Here is a 17076-nt window from a genome sequence, read left to right on the forward strand (position 1 = left end):
GTAGCGGCGACCGCTGAGATCGGGGCACCCGGTAGTCATCGCCTTTTGGCAGCTCCAGTGCTATACGCGAGCTCGAAACAGGTCCGGTGCGCGAACAACCAACCTAGCTAGACGTACCGAACACAGCCGCGTACCAGTAACTTTTGGGCTTTCGGAACCATTCCCCGATTCGCTCTGTGTCGAACACCCGCAACTGCGACATATCGACGTGGTATCGATGGAACAGGGATACGAGTTCGTATACCGATTCGTCACCGGCTGTGGCTTCGACCTTGATGTAGAGCGTTCGCAGCTCACCTTCGTATGACCGCACGGCAGGAATCTTGTCGAGCCATTCAAAAAAGGCCGCTTCGTCGAACGGTGACCCGTATCTCACACCGGTTGCCTCCAGCGTGATCTCAGTGTCGCTCATCGCCGCTTGCCTCCTGGATAAACATTGTCATAATCCTTGCCGTCTTTGCCTTGCACGTCCCAGTGGGGTCCACCATGGGCGAGAGGACCCTGCCCGGTCGGCACCCACACATTTCCATCGGCATCTTCCCAGCCGAAGCGAGGCCCCTTGGGGCTCGGATTCGGCACCCACCGGTCACCACCCTTGGGAGGCACGAATCCTTCCGCCTCGCCAGGCCGGTGATGGTGGCGAGTGCACCTGCGGCGAGTGCTGCGGCGCTGAACTTGATCCCGGCCAGTGCTGTGAAGAACGACCCGACTGCACCGGCGATGGCGGTCGCGGCGGTGTCCAGGGCAGTGCCCTCCACCGTCGCCGCCCGCGGGTTGCGAATTGCCACGGCGGTGACGGCGATTACGACCGACGCGACGACGAGCGTTGCGGCCACCTGAGTATTGATGTCCGCGCGAACTGCGACGACAGCGGCGTGGTGGCTGCTTGTCGATTTCGCCAGATCGTCGGCGACCAGCTTGATGTCGTCCGCGTTCTTCGCCAGTGTTTCGAGGTGACCGGTCAGGTTCGGGATGTCGGGTGCATCGAACTTGCCGAGTCCGGCGGCGACGACTCGCAGGCGGGGTCCGGCGGCGAAGATCGTGTTGTTGTCGGCGAAGGCTTTCCACGCTTGGGCCGCGCGGTCGAGCTTGTTGGTGTCACCGTCGGGGACTTTGTCACCCGCGAGCTTGGCGACGACCTTGTCTTACAACTCCGGGAACTCGGTCTCGAGTCCGGGGCCGTTGTTCCGCGACGACGCCACACCGACGAACGGCGCAAAGCGCTGCGCTCGGCGGCCGGAGCGGTACCCCCACCCTGCGGTCGTAGCTCGAACTTCGGCAGCAACGGCTCCACCATCGCCCAAAGCTCGTCCGGAACGAGACGCTTCGACAACCTGTCCGACACGGCCGAACATCATGCACCACAACCGATCACAGTCCATCGCGACCCACCGACAACCAGTCACAATGACGTGAGACACGGTCTTAGTCGAGGTTATTCCGCGAAGTGACATCTCGGAATTGCCAAAGCTCTGCATCCGATTGCTGCGTGTCGCCGGATCGTGTTGTCGAAGTCGATCCAATTGCCGATTGCGGCAACGACTTCGGTTCTCGCGGCGACCAGGTGCTCGTGTGGCTCGGTGAACCACCGTCACCGATCAGGAAACCACTCGCCGGTCTGCTGCTCGAACTGATCGGCAACCGCCAGTCCGTGAATACCGTCAACCGGACAGCTGCTGGCTGTTCCGGGCCGGCGAGCAGGACTGCCCATCCACCTCTTGGCTCAAGGCCGTGGACCATTTGAGTCGTAAGCAGTCGATGTCGACTCGCCTAACAAGCGATGCATTTCGACCCGGAGGCCACGCGGACCTTCCTCCTCACGACCCGTCCACCCGAAGCCGTGTCTTCGATAGGCGCCATCGGCGGGCAGGTTTTCTTCTCGTACCGAGAGAGCCACACGACGGTAGCCGTTGTTCCGGGACCAATCCACGACCGCTTCAACCAAGTGGTCCGCGGCGCCGCTACCACGGGCTTCTGGTACCACGAACATCGACACCATCTCGACGGTATCCGGCCGGTCGTGTTCCACCACCGCCACCGCACCGACCAGTTTGCCATCCTGTAGGGCCACGAACTTCGCCTGGAATGACTGCGTGTGTCGGCGCCACTCGTCGGCGGTACGCTCGAGCGCTTCATCGAGCGTTGTCTTGTAGTCGTCAGGCGCTGAGGCGAGCATCTTCAGCGTGATCTCTCGATTCAGCTGCCAGTCGTCTGCGGTCAGTTGTTGTACCTCTGTGGGAGTGAGAGGCTGCTGGGTAGAGAGAGCGAGAGGATAGTAAGGCACGGGAGCACCGTCACGATCCAATCGGCAGTTGGTGATCTCCTCCACGACCCGGCGCTCCCGCTTGTTCCAGCGTTCCAGTATTGCGGCGTTCGACAGGTCGCCATCGGTGTATGTCTGGCTCACGGTTTCGAGGGCTTGCGCGCCAATGTGCTTGCCACGGGTGGTGTCGGCGAGGTGTCTCGCCACACGTGTCGCCTGGAAGTCCAGCTTTTCGGTCGCGAGCAGGAGAGCTTGCACTATCTTTGTCCCCAGCACCCCCGCTCTCCTACCTTTCATGCGCTCCGCAGTGGCTGATGCGCAGTGATCAGTATTATTACTACCGCTGCCCCAGGGTGGAAGCGTCCTGCAGGGTAGGTGTGGCCGGTCCCCGATAAGGCGACCACCCGGCATTGGAGTCCGGGGTTGGGTCAAGTCCAGGGGCGTGGTGTAGGAGGGGCGGTCACTGCTGATCCGGTTGGTGGTCAGGCGGTGAGGGCTGGGGTGGTGGTTTCCTCCTGGTGGTCTGGGTTGGTGTCGGTGGCGCGGGATCGGGCCAGGACGTCGAGGCCGAGGTAGCGGCGGCCTTCGATCCATTCGTCGTGTTGTTCGGCGAGCACGGCGCCGACGAGGCGGATGATCGCGGCGCGGTCGGGGAAGATGCCGACGACGTCGGTGCGGCGGCGGATTTCCTTGTTCAACCGTTCTTGGGGGTTGTTGGACCAGATCTGGCGCCAGATCTGTTTGGGGAAGCTGGTGAACGCCAGCAGGTCGGCGCGGGCGGTGTCGAGGTGGTCGGCGACTTTCGGCAGTTTCTCGGTCAACGCGTCGAACATCCGGTCGTATTGGGCGGCAACTGATTCCGGGTCTGCTTGATCAAACACCGAGTGCAGCAGGGTCCGCACCCACGGCCACGACGTTTTCGGACACACCGACATCAGGTTGACCGTGTAGTGGGTGCGGCAGCGCTGCCAGCTCGCACCGGACGGCCGTCGTCGGTGGCGTCGAACTGGAAATCAACTGCCCACACTCGATTCGGCGCATCCGCGGTCACCGCCGTGATCGTCGAGTCACCGATTCGTTTTCGGCGCCGTCGCTGCGGCAACCGTAGCCCTTCCTGACGCCACAGGCGTTGAACCTTCTTGTGATTCACCATCCAGCCCTCGGCACCGGCATCGTGATAAGCGCGACGGAACCCTTGACGTGGATGGTTGCGTGCCCAGTCACGCAACCATGCCCGCAACGGTGCATCCCGATCCGTGGGCTGCTGCGCTCCCGGAGCACGGCGCTGCGTACTGCGATGCTGCCCGGTCACCCGGCAAGCGAACCGTTCGCTGACGCCCATGAGGCGCATCAGATGCGCCACGGCCGCCCGCCGGCGTTCCGGGTCTAGAAGTTTCCCTGCGCGATCTCCTTCAACGCCGCCTTCTCCAGCTCCGCTTCAGCCAACAGCCGCTTGAGCGTCGTGTTTTCGCGTTCGAGGTCTTTCAACCGCTTCGCGTCGTCAACTTTCAGTCCACCGAACTGGTTACGCCACCGGTAGTAGGTGGCTTCGGTGATCTGCAGCGCCCGGCACACATCCGCGACGTCCTTGCCCTCGCCGAGCAGCCGATCGGCCTCGGTCAACTTCCGCACGACCTGCTCAGGGGTGTGCCGCTTCCTCGTGTCATCGCCATCGAGCCTTCCCGCCCACAGCGTGGGCCGCAAGACTCACACAGCCGACGGACCGACCTCACGGGGTCAGGTCAATCGTGCCGACCCGGGTGTCGAAATCGCGACGCCGGTAGCCGTTGCGGGAGTTGACCCGCTCGGGCGAGCGTTCGCCGTAGCCGGCACCGCACACCGCGTCGGCTTCGGCGCTCAGCAGCGACTGGATGAACATCGAGAGCATGGTGCGCAGCAGGTCAAGGGCTGGCGACGGCGAGTTGATCGGACAACAACTTCGACGGGTCGATAGGCTCGACAGAGGTCATCGCGTGAACTTCTCCTTCGTTGAGCTTGGGGGTTCAAGAAGGATCACGCGGTGACCGCCCACAATCCGGCTACGACACGCTCACACGGTCGCTCCGAAATCGCTGGTACACCACTCTGCCGGACGCAACCCGGTTCTCGCGGCGACCAGGTGCTCGTGTGGCTCGGTGAACCACCGTCACCGATCAGGAAACCACTCGCCGGTCTGCTGCTCGAACTGATCGGCAACCGCCAGTCCGTGAATACCGTCAACCGGACAGCTGCTGGCTGTTCCGGGCCAGTGAGCAGGACTGCCCATCCACCTCTCGGCTCAAGGCCGTGGACCATTTGAGTCGTAAGCACTCCATCTCGACTCGCCTAACAAGCGATGCATTTCGACCCGGAGGCCACGCGGACCTTCCTCCTCACGACCCGTCCACCCGAAGCCGTTCCTGCGATAGACGCTTTCGGCGGGCAGGTTTTCTTCCCGTACCCAGAGAGCCACACGACGGTAGCCGTTGTTCCAGGCCCAATCCACGACCGCTTCAACCAAGCGGTCCGCGGCGCTGCTACCACGGGCCTCCGGTACTACGAACATAGACTTCACCATGACGGTATCCGGCCGGTCGTGTTTCGCCGCCGCAACCATACCGATCGGTTTGCCATCCTGTAGGGCGACGAACTCGGCATGGTATCCCTGCACGGCTCGGCGCCACTCGTCGTCGGTAAACTCAAGCGCTTCATCGAGCGTTGTCTTGTACTCCTCAGGCGCTGAGGCGAATGCTTTCAGAGCGATCTCTCGATCCAGCTGCCAGTCGTCCGAGGTCAGTTGTTGTATCTTTGTGCGAGTAAGAGACCAGGGAATGGGCCGTCCGTCCGAGTCCAAGTACAGTCCGTCCGCATTCCGTCGACCGGATGTCATCCACAAGTCGAAGGAGCGTTTCAGTTTTGCGGCGTTCGACAGGTCGCCATCGGTGTATGTCTGGCTCACGGTTTCGAGGGCTTGCGCGCCAATGTGCTTGCCACGGGTGGTGTCGGCGAGGTGTCTCGCCACACGTGTCGCCTGGAAGTCCAGCTTTTCGGTCGCGAGCAGGAGAGCTTGCACTATCTTTGTCCCCAGCACCCCCGCTCTCCTACCTTTCATGCGCTCCGCAGTGGCTGATGTGCAGTGATCAGTATTATCACTACCGCTGCCCCAGGGTGGAAGCGTCCTGCAGGGTGGGTGTGGCCGGTCCCGATAAGGCGACCACCCGGCATCGGAGTCCGGGGTTGATTCGATCCAGTTCCAGTTGATGCCGCAGTCCACGGGGTGATGGGTGTGGTTGCAGCGGGCAGCGTACTCGGCCGGGGTCAGGTAGCCCAGCGCCGAATGGCGATGCCGCCGATTGTGTTCGTCCTCGAAGTCGCCGATGAGAACCCGGGCCCCGAGCAGGCTCGTCCAGTGGTTGCGGTTGAGGACTCGCTGTGTAGCCGCCGGTTGAACGATTCGATATGCCCGTTGTTCCACGGCGTACCGGGCGGCAAGTATACGATATCCACCCGATCGGCGCAGAACCGTTGCAGCGCAGAGGAAATCATTTCGGCACCGAAGCGGAGCGGCTGCGGGCTCGGTCGCCGCTTTTTGGGTGGCAGGCTGGCGTTGGTCGTCGGATCCGAGTGCGAGGGGATGGGGCGTGAGCGCCGGTCAGAGTTCGGCACAACGCGCTTCACCGTGTGGACCGAGGCAGTCTCTGGCGGCGATTACACCGCGCGGTGCTCGATGAGTTGGGTAGCCAGGGCTTGATCGACTTGTCGCGGGCGGTGATCGACGCAGCGTCGGTGCGAGCGAAAAGAGGGGCGATCTGACCGGCCCCGAGCCCGGTCGATAGAGGCAAGTCCGGTTCGAAGATTCATGTGCTGTCCGACCGCGTAAGACTGCCCCTGGCCGTGGGTATTTCGGCAGCCAATACCAATGACGCCGAAGCGCTGCGCCCGCTCGTGCGGGCGATCCCGGCTGGCGACGCAAACCCATCCACACGGCCCGCACATCCCACCCCGTAGCAGCTCGAGTGGCAGGGGTCTCGGTGCTATAGGGCGCCGATTCGGTAGAACATCCTGGCGACGTCAGCGGTGATGCGAAGGAAGTGTGAGCAAGTGCTGAAGAAGGTCACGAGGAAGCCGAGCATGTGCGTCTACTTTTTCCCGCGGGCTCGAACATTGAGATTCGCTTTCCACCAAGCAGAGCGGCTCGGGGAGGTGTGCGCAGTAATCGCAGGCCGACGGCGCGTTCAGTCCGCCGGACGGGCCTCGACGTAGTACTCCGCCGAAATCGTCTTCAATATCTGCCGGACACCCACCGGCGCCCACGCCGCGGACGGGTCGTGCCGGACGACCGGATCGGTCAGCTCGACGGCGCGTCCTCGGGTCTCCAGCGTAAAACCGCCCGCCGCTCGAATGTTCTTGACCCAGTCGACGTTCCGGCCGTACGTCAGGGCGATCCGGTAGGCGTCGTCCTGTGCGAAGACCATCACCGGGGTGCGGTAGGACCGCCCCGACTTCCTGCCCTTGTGCAGCACGATGCCGAAGCCGGGCGCCCGTCCCGCGACCAGCCCCGCGGTCGGGTTGGTGACATGCCGGTTGAATCTCGCCAGTGCGTGCGGAAGCACCATGGGCGGCGATCCTCTCTCCCTGTGGCGTGCGGTGTGCACGTTACTCTCGACCGATGTCCGCTCCGCCGCCTCCCGGGACGCCCTACTCCGCAGATCCGAGCGTCGAACCGATCGCGCTCTACGATCGGGCGGGCGACCCGGTCGGCGTCGCCGAGCGGGCCACGGTCTACCGCGAAGGATTGTGGCACGCCAGCGCCGGTGTGCTCCTGCGATCCGGTGACGGCGAGCGCGTCTACGTGCACCGCCGCACCGAAACCAAGCTGGTCTTCGCGGGCATGCACGACTGTCTGGCCGGCGGTGTGGTAGCACCGGGAGAAGCGCCGCGGGAGACCGCCCTGCGCGAATTGACCGAGGAATTGGGCATCACGCCCGACCCCGCCGACCTCTCCGCGGAACCGGTGGCCACGCTCTCCTGGGACGGCGAATGGGAGGGCCGACCGATGCGCTGCCACCTGTTCGCGTACGAACTGCGCTATGACGGGCCCGTCCGCCACCAACCCGACGAGATCGCCGACGGATGGTGGTGGACCGACGGACAGTTGCGGGCACACCTGGCCGACCCGGACTGGCCGTTCGTTCCCGATACCCGCCTGCTGATCACCGACCTGCTGACCCCGGACCGGGACACGGAAGTATGACGGGACGACACCGCGCTCAGCTGGACGAGGCCGACGACCCGGCCCACGCGGCGAACGCACCGGGATTGCGGGTCTGCAGCAACACCCGGCCGGGGCCGGTGAAGTCGAAGACGAAGCCCTCGCCGGACTTCAACGACTGGATCGAACGGCCCGAAACCGCGCGCCGCATAGTGAAATTCATCGCCAGGTCGTAGGCGACCACATGGCCGGTGTCGATCGTGATAGGCTCGCCCGGCTGCAGGTCGATCACATCGACCGCGCCGAACACACCGACCACGATCTCGCCCTCGCCGTGCGCGCGCAGGCCGAACCCGCCCTCGCCACCGAACAGATTGGCGAAACCTCCCCATTTGCTTTCCACCTGCACGCCATGCGAATTGGCGATCCAGCCCCCGCGGCTGATGAAGAACGGCCGGTCCGGGGTGATCTGCAGGTTGAGCATGTCGCCGGGGAGCGCGGGCGCCACATCGACCCATCCGCCCTGCGCCGGCGCGGTGAAGGTCGAGACGAAGAACGATTCCCCGGCCAGCACCGACCGCTTCAGCCCGGCCAGGATGCCGCCCTCGGCCTTGGCCTGCAAGGTGACTCCCGCCGAGTGGGCCACCATGGCGCCGCTCTCGACGCGCATCGGTTCGCCGCTTGCCAGGAAGCACCGAGCGACGGCGGAGGCAGGACTGTGGCGCAGTTGTACCTTCATGTCCGCCGACCCTACCGCCATGTCCCGCGCCGCAGGACCGGATGGATCACCGAGCACGCCGTGTGCCGGAACCGTCGCCCGCGGGCCGTCGGACGGCCCGCCCGGCGAGCACTGTCGTCAGAGCAGGTCGCGCAGCGTGGCGTCGTCGCGGGCCAGCACCGCCCGGCCGTCAGCTGTCAGCACGATGGGGCGCTGGATCAGCTTCGGATGCCCGACCAGCGCTTCGATCCAGCGTTCCCGGTCCGCGGCGGTCCGCGTCCAGCTCGCCATGCCGAGATCCTCGGCGATCTGCTCGCCGGTGCGGGTGATGTCCCATGGTTCGGCGCCCAGCCGCCGCAGCACCTCGTGCAACTCGGCGGCGGTCGGCGGCTGGTCCAGATACTTCCGCACGGTGTAGTCGACACCGGCCTCGTCCAGGAACGCCGTGGCATTGCGGCTTTTGGTGCACCGCGGGTTGTGCCAGATCTCGGTCTGCCGGGAAGTCATGCACGCAGGATACCGAGGGCGCACACCGCCACCGTCCGGCGGCGGGCCAGCGGATCTCGGACGTCGTGCAGCGAAGCGCGGCCCGCGCTTCGATACTGGGAGCATGAGTGAGCACGCGTCGTCCGAAAACCCCTATGGCACACCGACCACGTCCGGTCCCGAGCCCATTCCGTCGTATCAGTCCGTGGTGAATCGGGTCGTACGGACGCTGCTGCGCGTCCCGGGCCTCTCCGGCATCGTCGGCAAACGATTGATGGTCCTGCACGTCGTCGGACGCAAGTCGGGCACGGTCTACGACGTGCCGGTGGCCTACACCCGGCACGGCGACACCTTGCTGATCGGTACCGCCCTGCGGCCGTGGGTGAAGAACCTCCGGGCGGGCGAGCCCGTGCGGGCTTCGTTCGGCGGCAAGCCGCGCACGTTCGATCCGGTTGTCCACACCTCCGAGGCCGACGTACTGCGGCTCTACGAAGTCATCGCACGGGACAACAAGCAGAACGCGCAATACAACGGTATCGGCTTCACCGCCGACGGTGAGCCTTCGAAGGCCGACATCTATCAGACCTGGCAGCAGGGCGGCGTCGTGGTGGAACTGACGCCGCACTGAGCGGTCGGGTCAGCTCGCCTCGACGTAGCCGTCGGCCACCTCGAGTACTTCGTCGACGATTTCCAGCCCGATCCGCAGTTCGTCGGCCGTCGTGGTCAGCGGCGGCGCGATCTGGAAACGATTGCCCGCGTTGAACGGCCACAACCCGCGCTCTTTCGCCGCCGCGGTGACCGCGGCCATCGGTGCGGCGTCCGCGCCCGCCGCGGCGAAGGGGACCAGCGGCTGCCTGGTGCGCGGGTTGCGAACCAGCTCCAGCGCCCAGAAGAAGCCGAGTCCACGGACCTCGCCGACGCTCGGATGGCGACCGGCGAGTTCGTGCAATCCCTTTCCGAGTACGTCGGCGCCTACCGTCCGCACGTGATCCAGGATTTCCTCGCGCTCGAACACCGCGATCGAGGCCACGCCCGCCGCGCAGGCCAGAGGGTGCCCGGCGTAGGTGAGGCCGCCCGGATACGCCACGTGGTCGTAGCGCTGCGCGATGCGTTCCGCCATGAGTACGCCACCGAGCGGGACATAGCCGGAGTTCACCCCCTTGGCGAAGGTGATGATGTCCGGCTCGACGCCGAACGCCTGCACCGCGAACCATTCGCCCACGCGGCCGAATCCGACCATCACCTCGTCGGCGATGTAGACGATGCCGAATTCGTCGCACAACGCCCGTACTCCCGCGAGGTAACCGGGCGGCGGCACGAGCACACCGTTGGTGCCGACGACCGTTTCCAGGATCAGCCCCGCAATGTGCTGGGGGCCTTCCAGCTCGATGACCTGCCGCAGGTGCGCCAGCGCCGCGGCGGTCTCCTCCTCGGGACCGGTCGTGCCCCACGGTGAGCGGTACGGGTAGGGCCCGAAGAAGCGCACCACGTCGACGTTTGTCGGCTCCGCGCCCCAGCGGCGCGGTTCCCCCGTCAGGCCGATCGCGACACCCGTGCCGCCATGGTAGGAGCGATACGCGGCAAGCATTTTCGTGCGTCCGGTATAGCTTCGCGCCAAGCGCACCGCGTGCTCGACGGCCTCCGCGCCGCCCGTGGTGAACAGGATTCGGTTCAGGTCCCCCGGCGCCCGCTCGACGATCAACCGTGCCAGTTCGCTGCGCACGTCGTTGCCGACCGTCGGCGAGATGGTCGCCAACCGCTGTGCCTGGGCGACGATCGCGGCGACGATGTCCGGATGCTGGTGCCCGATGTTCACGTTGACCAGCTGGGAGGAGAAGTCGAGATAGCGTTTGCCGGTCTCGTCCCAGAAGTACGAGCCGAACGCCCCGGTGATCGGGGCCGGATTCAACTCGGCCTGTGCGCTCCACGGATAGAAGACGTGATCTGACCCGCTCATGGGGCGCATTCCCCCTTCGAACCTGGATAGAACAGCACATTGGCACCCTAGCCCTATCGGGGCGCCTGCGCGGCGGAAGGCGCGGCATATGACGGAACTGTCCCGCCTGTGATTTCTCGCAGGTCAGGAAGCCTCAGCGACGCCGGCACGGACTTGGGATCATTTGTCGACCCGGGGTGTGAACCAGCGGGCGGTCTCCGGAGTCTCGTCCGGCAGCGGAACCAACAGTGGTTTCGCGACTGCAAAATGTTCTCCGATGGTGCGCGACCGCGCGCCGATCCTGCGCTGTTCGTCGCCGAGGTAGCGATGCGGCGGCCTCCAACCGCTCGGACTCCCGATCAACTCGTTGAAGGTTCAAATCGTTCCACGCTCTTGATACATGCCGCTGACGAACGGTACGCTATTTGAAGGTACAACGAAACGCTCTGCGGCCTTGATTTCGAAATACCCCGATCAAGGGATCCGCTTCAGGACTTCGGGTATGGATTATTGCATCGCAACCGTGCCACTGGGTGCGGTCCCCAGCGGACTACGCATGGATGATTCCGACAAAGAAGCACGCCGGTCATGAACGATTTATGCAGCCTCTAAAAATTTAGAATAACTGGTCCTGAACCGAAAAATCACGGTTGCCGCCGTGAGGGAAAACTCGCTGGCCATCGGCTCGCAACAGGCAATCTGAACGGTTCTGCCAGCAACATCGGGACGTCGAGGAACGGCTCTGCCAGCAACATCGGGACGTCGGGGATTGTCGAACCACGAAGAAGGAATGCGCATGACGCAACCTCAGCAAGGCGCCGGGCAGCTAACTACTCCCAGAACGCAGCCACAACCGATCGCGATAGTAGGGATGTCGTGTCGCTTTCCCGGCGCGAATAACGCGGACGAACTTTGGGAGCTCCTCTCCAGCGGCACGGATGCGACGAGTGAAACGCCGGCATCCCGTTACAATACAGAGGACTTGTACTCCGATTATCCGGCACTCGGCAAGGTGAGTAGTCGTCGCGCAGGCTACCTTAGTGATATAGACCAGTTCGACGCCCGATTTTTCGGCTTATCCGCAGGAGAAGCAGAAAACTTGGATCCGCAACAACGCCTACTCATGATGACGGCCTGGGAAGCTTTCGAAGATGCCGGAATGCCGCCCGATCGGGTCGCCGGTACTCGCACTGGCGTTTACGTCGGCAGCATGCATCTGGACTACTGGGATCTTATCGCTCAACGCGGCTTACGCAAATTCACACCATTCTCGATCTACAACTACCGCAGTGTTTTGTCCGGTCGATTGGCCTACACATTCGACCTGCGTGGACCGTGCATCACCGTGGATACAGCGTGCTCATCCTCCCTTGTTGCTGTGCATCTGGCATGTCAAAGTCTGCGTGCGGGAGAGACCACGCTCGCGATAGCGGCAGGTGTCAACCTCAAACTTACTGCAGATGAGGATGTTCTGCTGTCCCAGGCGGGAACGCTCGCGCCGGACGGTCGATGCAAGTTCGGTGATGCTTCGGCTGACGGGTTCGCCGCTTCCGACGGAGTAGGAGTGGTTGTGCTGAAACCCCTCGCCCAGGCTCTCGCTGACAACGACCGGGTGCGGGCTGTCGTTCTGGGCAGCGCTATCGGAAATGATGGTGCCAGCAGCAACTCACTTCTCACCCCGTCGGTCGAGGGACAGATAGAGATGCTCCGATGGGCTTACGCCGACGCCGGCATAGATCCGGCCGATGTGGACTTCATCGAGGCACATGGGACCGGGACACCGCTGATCGACCCCGCTGAGTTCGCCGGGCTCGCCGCAGTTCTCGGCAAAGAACGTTCCCCGGACCATCCGTGCTTCGTGGGCTCCATCAAGACCAACATCGGACACACTGAAGGGGCCGCCGGCATCGCCGGGCTGATCAAGACTGTCCTGTGTCTCGAACATCACCAGGTAGTGCCAAGCCTGCACTACAACACACCGAACCCAGCGATTCCGTGGGACGATCTTCCGTTGATCGTTCCTACAACGGTCCAGTCCTTACCAACCGTGGACCGTCCCGCGATCGCGGGAATCAGTGGGCAAGGTATTTCCTCGGCCAATACCCATCTTGTCATCGGACAAGCTGACGCTCGGTGGGTCGCCCCGCGTTCTTCAGCCCAGGTCGGGCAAGCACACACATTAGTCGTATCTGCGCATACATCGAATGCGCTCGACGACCTTGCTCGCGCCTACATTCGCTATCTCGGGCCGGAAGGCATCGGGCGAGAGTTCGAGCTCCGTGATGTCTGCTATACGGCCGCAAACCGCCGTCACCATCACGCCTACCGCTTGGCGATTACCGCGGCAGACCATGACGCACTGATTATCGCCCTCGGCTGCTTTCTGGACCGCACGAATGCCCCCGGACTCGCCGTCGGCCACGTGAGTAATCCCGATCTGCAGACAGGCCGACGCCTGCAGGCAGGACAACAGTCCAACCTGCCTCTCGATCATGTCGCTGTGCGCTACATCACCGGCCAGCCCATTGATTGGAGCGTGCTCGCCGAACCAGGTGCGCGTTTCGTTCCCGCACCGACTTATCCCTGGCAGACCGAACGTTATTGGCTCGAGCCGGATCCACGCATATCCGAAGTGGCGGCTCCGACGCCCGAGGGGGTCCAATCGTGACCGGGATGGTTCGCATGGCACTGTACGACAGCCTTCTCGGACGTGCGATACCACCCGGTAACCGTTGGGTAGTGGAGCTGACTGCCGACTCGTTTGCCGACCACAAGCTCCAGGATATGGTCGTCTTTCCGGGCTCGGTGTACCTGGACTTGGCGTTGACCGCAGCGACCGTGACTATCGGAGTCCGACCATCGGTCCTGGAGGATGTGTCCTTCGACCACGCGTTGGTCCTGTCACCAGACGCGCCACGTGAACTCCAGATCGAACTGATCCCTGGGCAGGACAACAGGTGGGAGTTCACGGCGACCGGGGCAGCAACCGACGTACAACACGCAACCGCCTTTATCCCCACTCAGTCCGCGCAAGACGACCCTCTACTTGATATCGCGGATCCATTGTGGCAACAGGGTACGGAAATCAGCGGTGAGGCACTGTACGCCCAGATGGCTTCCGCTGGAAACTATTTCGGTCCCAGGTTTCGCAGCATCCAGAGGTGCCGAGTCGGCGATGGCCGAGTTGTCGCGACCTGGCAGTCACCGACGACCCCGAGCCTGACTACCGTTGACACTGCCATGCAAGCGCTGACCGCAGCGACCGGGGTTTCCGATCGTACGTTCGCACTTGTAGGCCTCGAGCGGCTGCGCCTGACAGACACTCCGACTTCACCGCAAATCGGAAAAGTATATGCAAAACTTCGGCCAGGGTGGCGAGCAGACTCCGATGAGGTGACCGGCGATGCGGTACTGCTCGATGATGAGGGTCAGCTGATCGTTGAACTGACGGGTATGCGCCTGCGCTGTTTGGACTCGTCACACTCGGCGAGTGAGGCGCTGCAAGTCGCAGTCGCGGCTACATTCACGGCCGAGCCGCTCGAGGACTCACTGGAATTCTGGTTCGATGCGCTCGGCATATCTGCAGACATCAAGTTCGCCGGGTACAACCAGGTTTTCCAGCAACTACTCGATCCAGGCAGCCTGCTGTCCACCAATACCGAAGGCCTGAATGTGGTCCTCGTTCGCCCGGAAGATCTGTTACGAGGCGGTCCGCAAGATATTGCGGAACTCGTGCCATATGAAACCGAGTACCTGTACAAGGAGATCTTCGAGCGGCAAGTGTACCTTCGGCATGGGATTGAACTTCCCGACGATCCCTGCGTTTTCGATGTAGGTGCGAACATCGGGATGTTCACAATGTTCGTGCGCAGTAGATGCCCAAACGCTCGAGTGTATGCATTCGAGCCGGCACCGGCGACATTCGATATTCTTCTGCGCAACTGCCCGGACGCAATACTATTCAATTATGGCCTCGCGGACAAGAATTCAGTGCAGGAATTCACTTTTTATCCGAATTCTCCAGCATACTCGGGGTTTGCCGCAAATGAGACAAGGGACCGCCGGGCGGTGGAGGCTGTGGTCCGGAACATGCTACGCCGGAACATGCCGGCCGAATCACCCGACTTCGACCCGCTGGTAGCGCAATTCACTGCCGACAGACTTGCTGGCGAGACTCACCGCGTTGAGACCAGAACCCTTTCCAGCGTGCTTACCGAGCACTCCATCGAGCGAGTCGATCTATTGAAGATCGACGCTGAAGGCAGTGAAGTTGGCATCCTGGCCGGAATCCGTGACGAGCACTGGCAGCTCATCAGGCAGGTCGTAGCCGAGGTGCATACTCCAGAAGACGGGATTCGTGTCGCGGAGATGCTGTCGGACCACGGGTTCACCGTCCACGTCGATGATCAGGACGAACTCCTGATGGGCACCGGATTCGTGAACGTCTACGCGCGAAATACGTCGTCTTGGCCTCAAAACCACAATAACATGTCGATCGGAACGTCGCCGAAGGCACGCTTCGAGGGCACTCCCGGTCCAGCAACTACGCTAGGCAAGGAGTTGGCCGGCGCATTCGAAGCTTTCCGTCAGCGTGTCGAAGGTCCGTGCATTTTCGTGTTGTGTCCGCCAGTCGACGATGCACTTGTGCAAGTGGTCACCGACTTGCCTGATGTTGTGGTGATCACGCCCGACGAACTTCAACGTTACTACGCAGTATCAGATTATGTTGACGTACGTGCTGAACGACTCGGGCGTATCCCTTACACCAATCGATTCTTCGCAGCCCTCGGCACCATGATCACCCGACGGTATCTAACCACTCGGCAGCCACCGGCCAAGGTACTTGTCTTGGACTGTGACCAGACTCTGTGGACCGGTGTATGCGGCGAGGATGGCCCGCATGGTGTGCACATAGATCCGTACCGGAAAGAACTCCAAGAATTCGTCGTCCGCCAGCATGACTTGGGAGTGCTCATCTGCCTGTGTAGCAAAAACAATCCAGCAGACGTTCTGGATGTCTTCGCCCAGCGGACCGATATGCCCCTCCAGCTCGACCACATTGCCGCACACCGGCTGAATTGGCAGCACAAGTCGGCCAATCTCGTTTCACTGGCCGAGGAACTCGGCCTCAGCCTCTCCGACTTTGTCTTCCTCGACGACAACCCGGTCGAGTGCGCCGAGGTTCAGGCGAACCTGCCTGAAGTATTGACCCTCCGAATCCCAGATACTACATCGGAAATTCCGCGCTTCCTCGACCATATCTGGACGTTGGATCGGGCTAGACTCACCGATGAGGACCGAGCACGAAACGAACGGTACCGCCAGGAGCAGCAACGGCAGGCGGCACGAGCCGAGTCCATCACCTTCGAATCTTTCCTGGCGAGCCTCGATCTCCAAGTGGATATACATCCATGGAAGCCCAGCGACCTACCACGGGTTGCCCAGCTCACCGAGCGCACCAACCAGTTCACCACCACCGGGGCACGGCAGACCGAGGCCCAACTGAACGAGGCGCTGACCTCAGGGTCCTTCGATTGCTTCACGGTTCGGGTCCAGGATCGGTTCGGTGACTACGGCCTTGTCGGCGCGACGCTGTTCCGACCAACCGAGACCGCTCTGCAAGTGAATTCATTCTTCCTGAGTTGCCGCGCCCTGAGCCGAGGTGTCGAGGACCAGATGGTGACCGCACTCGGTGAAATCGCCAGGAACTATGGTCGCGACCGCATCGAGATCGTGTTCGTACCGACGGGACGAAACGAACCGGCTCGCGCGTATTTCGAAACTGTATCGAGCAGTTCGCATTCAGAAGGGGAGGAGTTCCGGTTCATCCTGACAGGCAATGCCTCAATAGCGTTTGGGGGATCTATAGATCGTAGCCGTGGAGTGAAAACGGAAACCACGACGAACACCGTGCAACGCAAGCTGCCCACAGGACGTGGGTTCGTGTCCAATTCCAGGAATTCAGACATACCTTACACGAGAATCGTCGAAGAGCTTCGAGATCTGGATGCCATCGTCGCAGCCATCGACGCTGGTCGAATCCGGAGCAGGCCGGCGCGGCAAGCCGCACCCACAAGGCCGAACGATGAGATCGAAGGCAAACTGGTCGATCTGTGGCAGCACGTACTCGGTGTCGACGAGGTCGGAGTGGACGACAATTTCTTCGATCTCGGTGGCACATCGCTCCGGGCTGTCCAGGTGATGGCCGAACTGAGCGAACTGACCGGCAGGCGCATGCCCCCGATCAGCACCTTCGAGAACAACACGATCCGGTCCATAGCCGCAATGCTGCGAACAGACAGCGGCGGTTCGGACGACAGCACCGAGCATGCCGAGCGCGGAACCCAGCACAGGCGGGATGCGTAGCGAGGCGGGGACGGGCCCGGTCGAATATTGCCGTGACTGCCGCTACGACACGGACTCTGGGCGTGGCCGAGCACAGGGAAACGATATTCCCTCAGCGCTAACGCATCTGGGTGGGC

At 62.7% G+C, this 17076-nt stretch carries 13 protein-coding genes and 5 pseudogenes; 5 read left to right on the top strand and 13 right to left on the bottom strand.

What is annotated here, in order from left to right; genetic code table 11:
• Nucleotides 1-103 precede the first annotated feature (103 nt).
• From M8859_RS06600 to M8859_RS37560, 9 genes and pseudogenes are all read right to left on the bottom strand, one after another.
• On the bottom strand, nt 104-412 hold the full coding sequence (locus tag M8859_RS06600; RefSeq protein ID WP_159925452.1) for a hypothetical protein: 309 nt from the start codon (nt 410-412) through the stop codon (nt 104-106).
• Nucleotides 409-1068, bottom strand: coding sequence for a polymorphic toxin type 37 domain-containing protein (locus M8859_RS37550; RefSeq protein WP_195071206.1), 660 nt, complete (start codon nt 1066-1068; stop codon nt 409-411). Before M8859_RS37550 ends, M8859_RS06600 begins: the two co-directional genes overlap by 4 nt.
• 154 nt (nt 1069-1222) lie before the next feature.
• A pseudogene (locus M8859_RS37555) lies at nt 1223-1345 on the bottom strand (IS5/IS1182 family transposase); the annotation flags it as partial.
• 378 nt (nt 1346-1723) lie between these two features.
• Nucleotides 1724-2539 (bottom strand): GNAT family N-acetyltransferase, encoded by an 816-nt coding sequence (locus M8859_RS06615; protein ID WP_249643990.1) that lies wholly within the window; start codon nt 2537-2539, stop codon nt 1724-1726.
• Nucleotides 2540-2745: 206 nt separating this feature from the next.
• Nucleotides 2746-3240 (bottom strand): annotated as a pseudogene (locus M8859_RS06620) (transposase); the annotation flags it as partial.
• A pseudogene (locus tag M8859_RS06625) lies at nt 3207-3955 on the bottom strand (transposase); the annotation flags it as partial. The pseudogenes M8859_RS06620 and M8859_RS06625, both read right to left, overlap by 34 nt.
• Before the next feature lie 46 nt (nt 3956-4001).
• Nucleotides 4002-4233: pseudogene (locus M8859_RS06630) on the bottom strand (transposase); the annotation flags it as partial.
• A gap of 308 nt (nt 4234-4541) precedes the next feature.
• Nucleotides 4542-5333 carry a GNAT family N-acetyltransferase gene (locus tag M8859_RS06635; RefSeq protein WP_159925460.1) on the bottom strand — a complete coding sequence of 264 codons (792 nt, stop codon included), beginning with the start codon at nt 5331-5333 and terminating at the stop codon, nt 4542-4544.
• A gap of 227 nt (nt 5334-5560) precedes the next feature.
• Entirely contained in the window at nt 5561-5788 is a 228-nt protein-coding gene (locus M8859_RS37560; protein ID WP_369412156.1) for an integrase core domain-containing protein, read from the bottom strand.
• 124 nt (nt 5789-5912) lie between these two features.
• On the opposite strand from M8859_RS37560, the pseudogene M8859_RS06640 reads away from it, so the two are divergent.
• Nucleotides 5913-6202: pseudogene (locus tag M8859_RS06640) on the top strand (transposase); the annotation flags it as partial.
• Between the two features lie 275 nt (nt 6203-6477).
• On the opposite strand, the gene M8859_RS06645 reads toward M8859_RS06640, so the two are convergent.
• Complete coding sequence (locus tag M8859_RS06645; protein ID WP_159925464.1) at nt 6478-6858, bottom strand: nitroreductase family deazaflavin-dependent oxidoreductase; 381 nt, start codon at nt 6856-6858, stop codon at nt 6478-6480.
• A gap of 53 nt (nt 6859-6911) precedes the next feature.
• On the opposite strand from M8859_RS06645, the gene M8859_RS06650 reads away from it, so the two are divergent.
• Nucleotides 6912-7496 carry an NUDIX hydrolase gene (locus tag M8859_RS06650; protein WP_195072386.1) on the top strand — a complete coding sequence of 195 codons (585 nt, stop codon included), beginning with the start codon at nt 6912-6914 and terminating at the stop codon, nt 7494-7496.
• Nucleotides 7497-7512: 16 nt separating this feature from the next.
• Here M8859_RS06650 and M8859_RS06655 read toward each other — a convergent pair whose 3' ends face one another.
• Both M8859_RS06655 and M8859_RS06660 read right to left on the bottom strand, forming a co-directional pair.
• The gene (locus tag M8859_RS06655; RefSeq protein WP_159925468.1) at nt 7513-8193 is read right to left on the bottom strand and encodes a TIGR00266 family protein; all 681 of its coding nucleotides are present in this window, start codon (nt 8191-8193) and stop codon (nt 7513-7515) included.
• A gap of 117 nt (nt 8194-8310) precedes the next feature.
• Entirely contained in the window at nt 8311-8679 is a 369-nt protein-coding gene (locus M8859_RS06660) for an arsenate reductase family protein (protein ID WP_159925470.1), read from the bottom strand.
• 103 nt (nt 8680-8782) lie between these two features.
• On the opposite strand from M8859_RS06660, the gene M8859_RS06665 reads away from it, so the two are divergent.
• Complete coding sequence (locus tag M8859_RS06665) at nt 8783-9286, top strand: nitroreductase/quinone reductase family protein (protein WP_159925480.1); 504 nt, start codon at nt 8783-8785, stop codon at nt 9284-9286.
• Between the two features lie 9 nt (nt 9287-9295).
• Here the strand turns inward: M8859_RS06665 and M8859_RS06670 are convergent, their stop codons facing one another.
• Entirely contained in the window at nt 9296-10624 is a 1329-nt protein-coding gene (locus M8859_RS06670) for an aspartate aminotransferase family protein (protein WP_195072385.1), read from the bottom strand.
• 766 nt (nt 10625-11390) lie between these two features.
• Between M8859_RS06670 and M8859_RS06675 the strand changes: the two genes are divergently transcribed.
• On the top strand, nt 11391-13262 hold the full coding sequence (locus M8859_RS06675) for a type I polyketide synthase (protein ID WP_249643991.1): 1872 nt from the start codon (nt 11391-11393) through the stop codon (nt 13260-13262).
• A 14-nt stretch (nt 13263-13276) separates the two neighbouring features.
• Complete coding sequence (locus tag M8859_RS06680) at nt 13277-16960, top strand: FkbM family methyltransferase (protein WP_249643992.1); 3684 nt, start codon at nt 13277-13279, stop codon at nt 16958-16960.
• Nucleotides 16961-17076: the final 116 nt, after the last annotated feature.

It is taken from the genome of Nocardia sputi (assembly GCF_023501985.1).

Excerpts from the sequence above, each read along its gene's own strand:
- M8859_RS06670 (WP_195072385.1), bottom strand. The coding sequence starts at position 10,624 with ATGCGCCCCATGAGCGGGTCAGATCACGTCTTCTATCCGTGGAGCGCA.
- M8859_RS06665 (WP_159925480.1), top strand. The coding sequence starts at position 8,783 with ATGAGTGAGCACGCGTCGTCCGAAAACCCCTATGGCACACCGACCACG.
- M8859_RS06655 (WP_159925468.1), bottom strand. The coding sequence starts at position 8,193 with ATGAAGGTACAACTGCGCCACAGTCCTGCCTCCGCCGTCGCTCGGTGC.
- M8859_RS06650 (WP_195072386.1), top strand. The coding sequence starts at position 6,912 with ATGTCCGCTCCGCCGCCTCCCGGGACGCCCTACTCCGCAGATCCGAGC.
- M8859_RS06600 (WP_159925452.1), bottom strand. The coding sequence starts at position 412 with ATGAGCGACACTGAGATCACGCTGGAGGCAACCGGTGTGAGATACGGG.
- M8859_RS06660 (WP_159925470.1), bottom strand. The coding sequence starts at position 8,679 with ATGACTTCCCGGCAGACCGAGATCTGGCACAACCCGCGGTGCACCAAA.
- M8859_RS06645 (WP_159925464.1), bottom strand. The coding sequence starts at position 6,858 with ATGGTGCTTCCGCACGCACTGGCGAGATTCAACCGGCATGTCACCAAC.
- M8859_RS06680 (WP_249643992.1), top strand. The coding sequence starts at position 13,277 with ATGGCACTGTACGACAGCCTTCTCGGACGTGCGATACCACCCGGTAAC.
- M8859_RS06675 (WP_249643991.1), top strand. The coding sequence starts at position 11,391 with ATGACGCAACCTCAGCAAGGCGCCGGGCAGCTAACTACTCCCAGAACG.
- M8859_RS37560 (WP_369412156.1), bottom strand. The coding sequence starts at position 5,788 with ATGATTTCCTCTGCGCTGCAACGGTTCTGCGCCGATCGGGTGGATATC.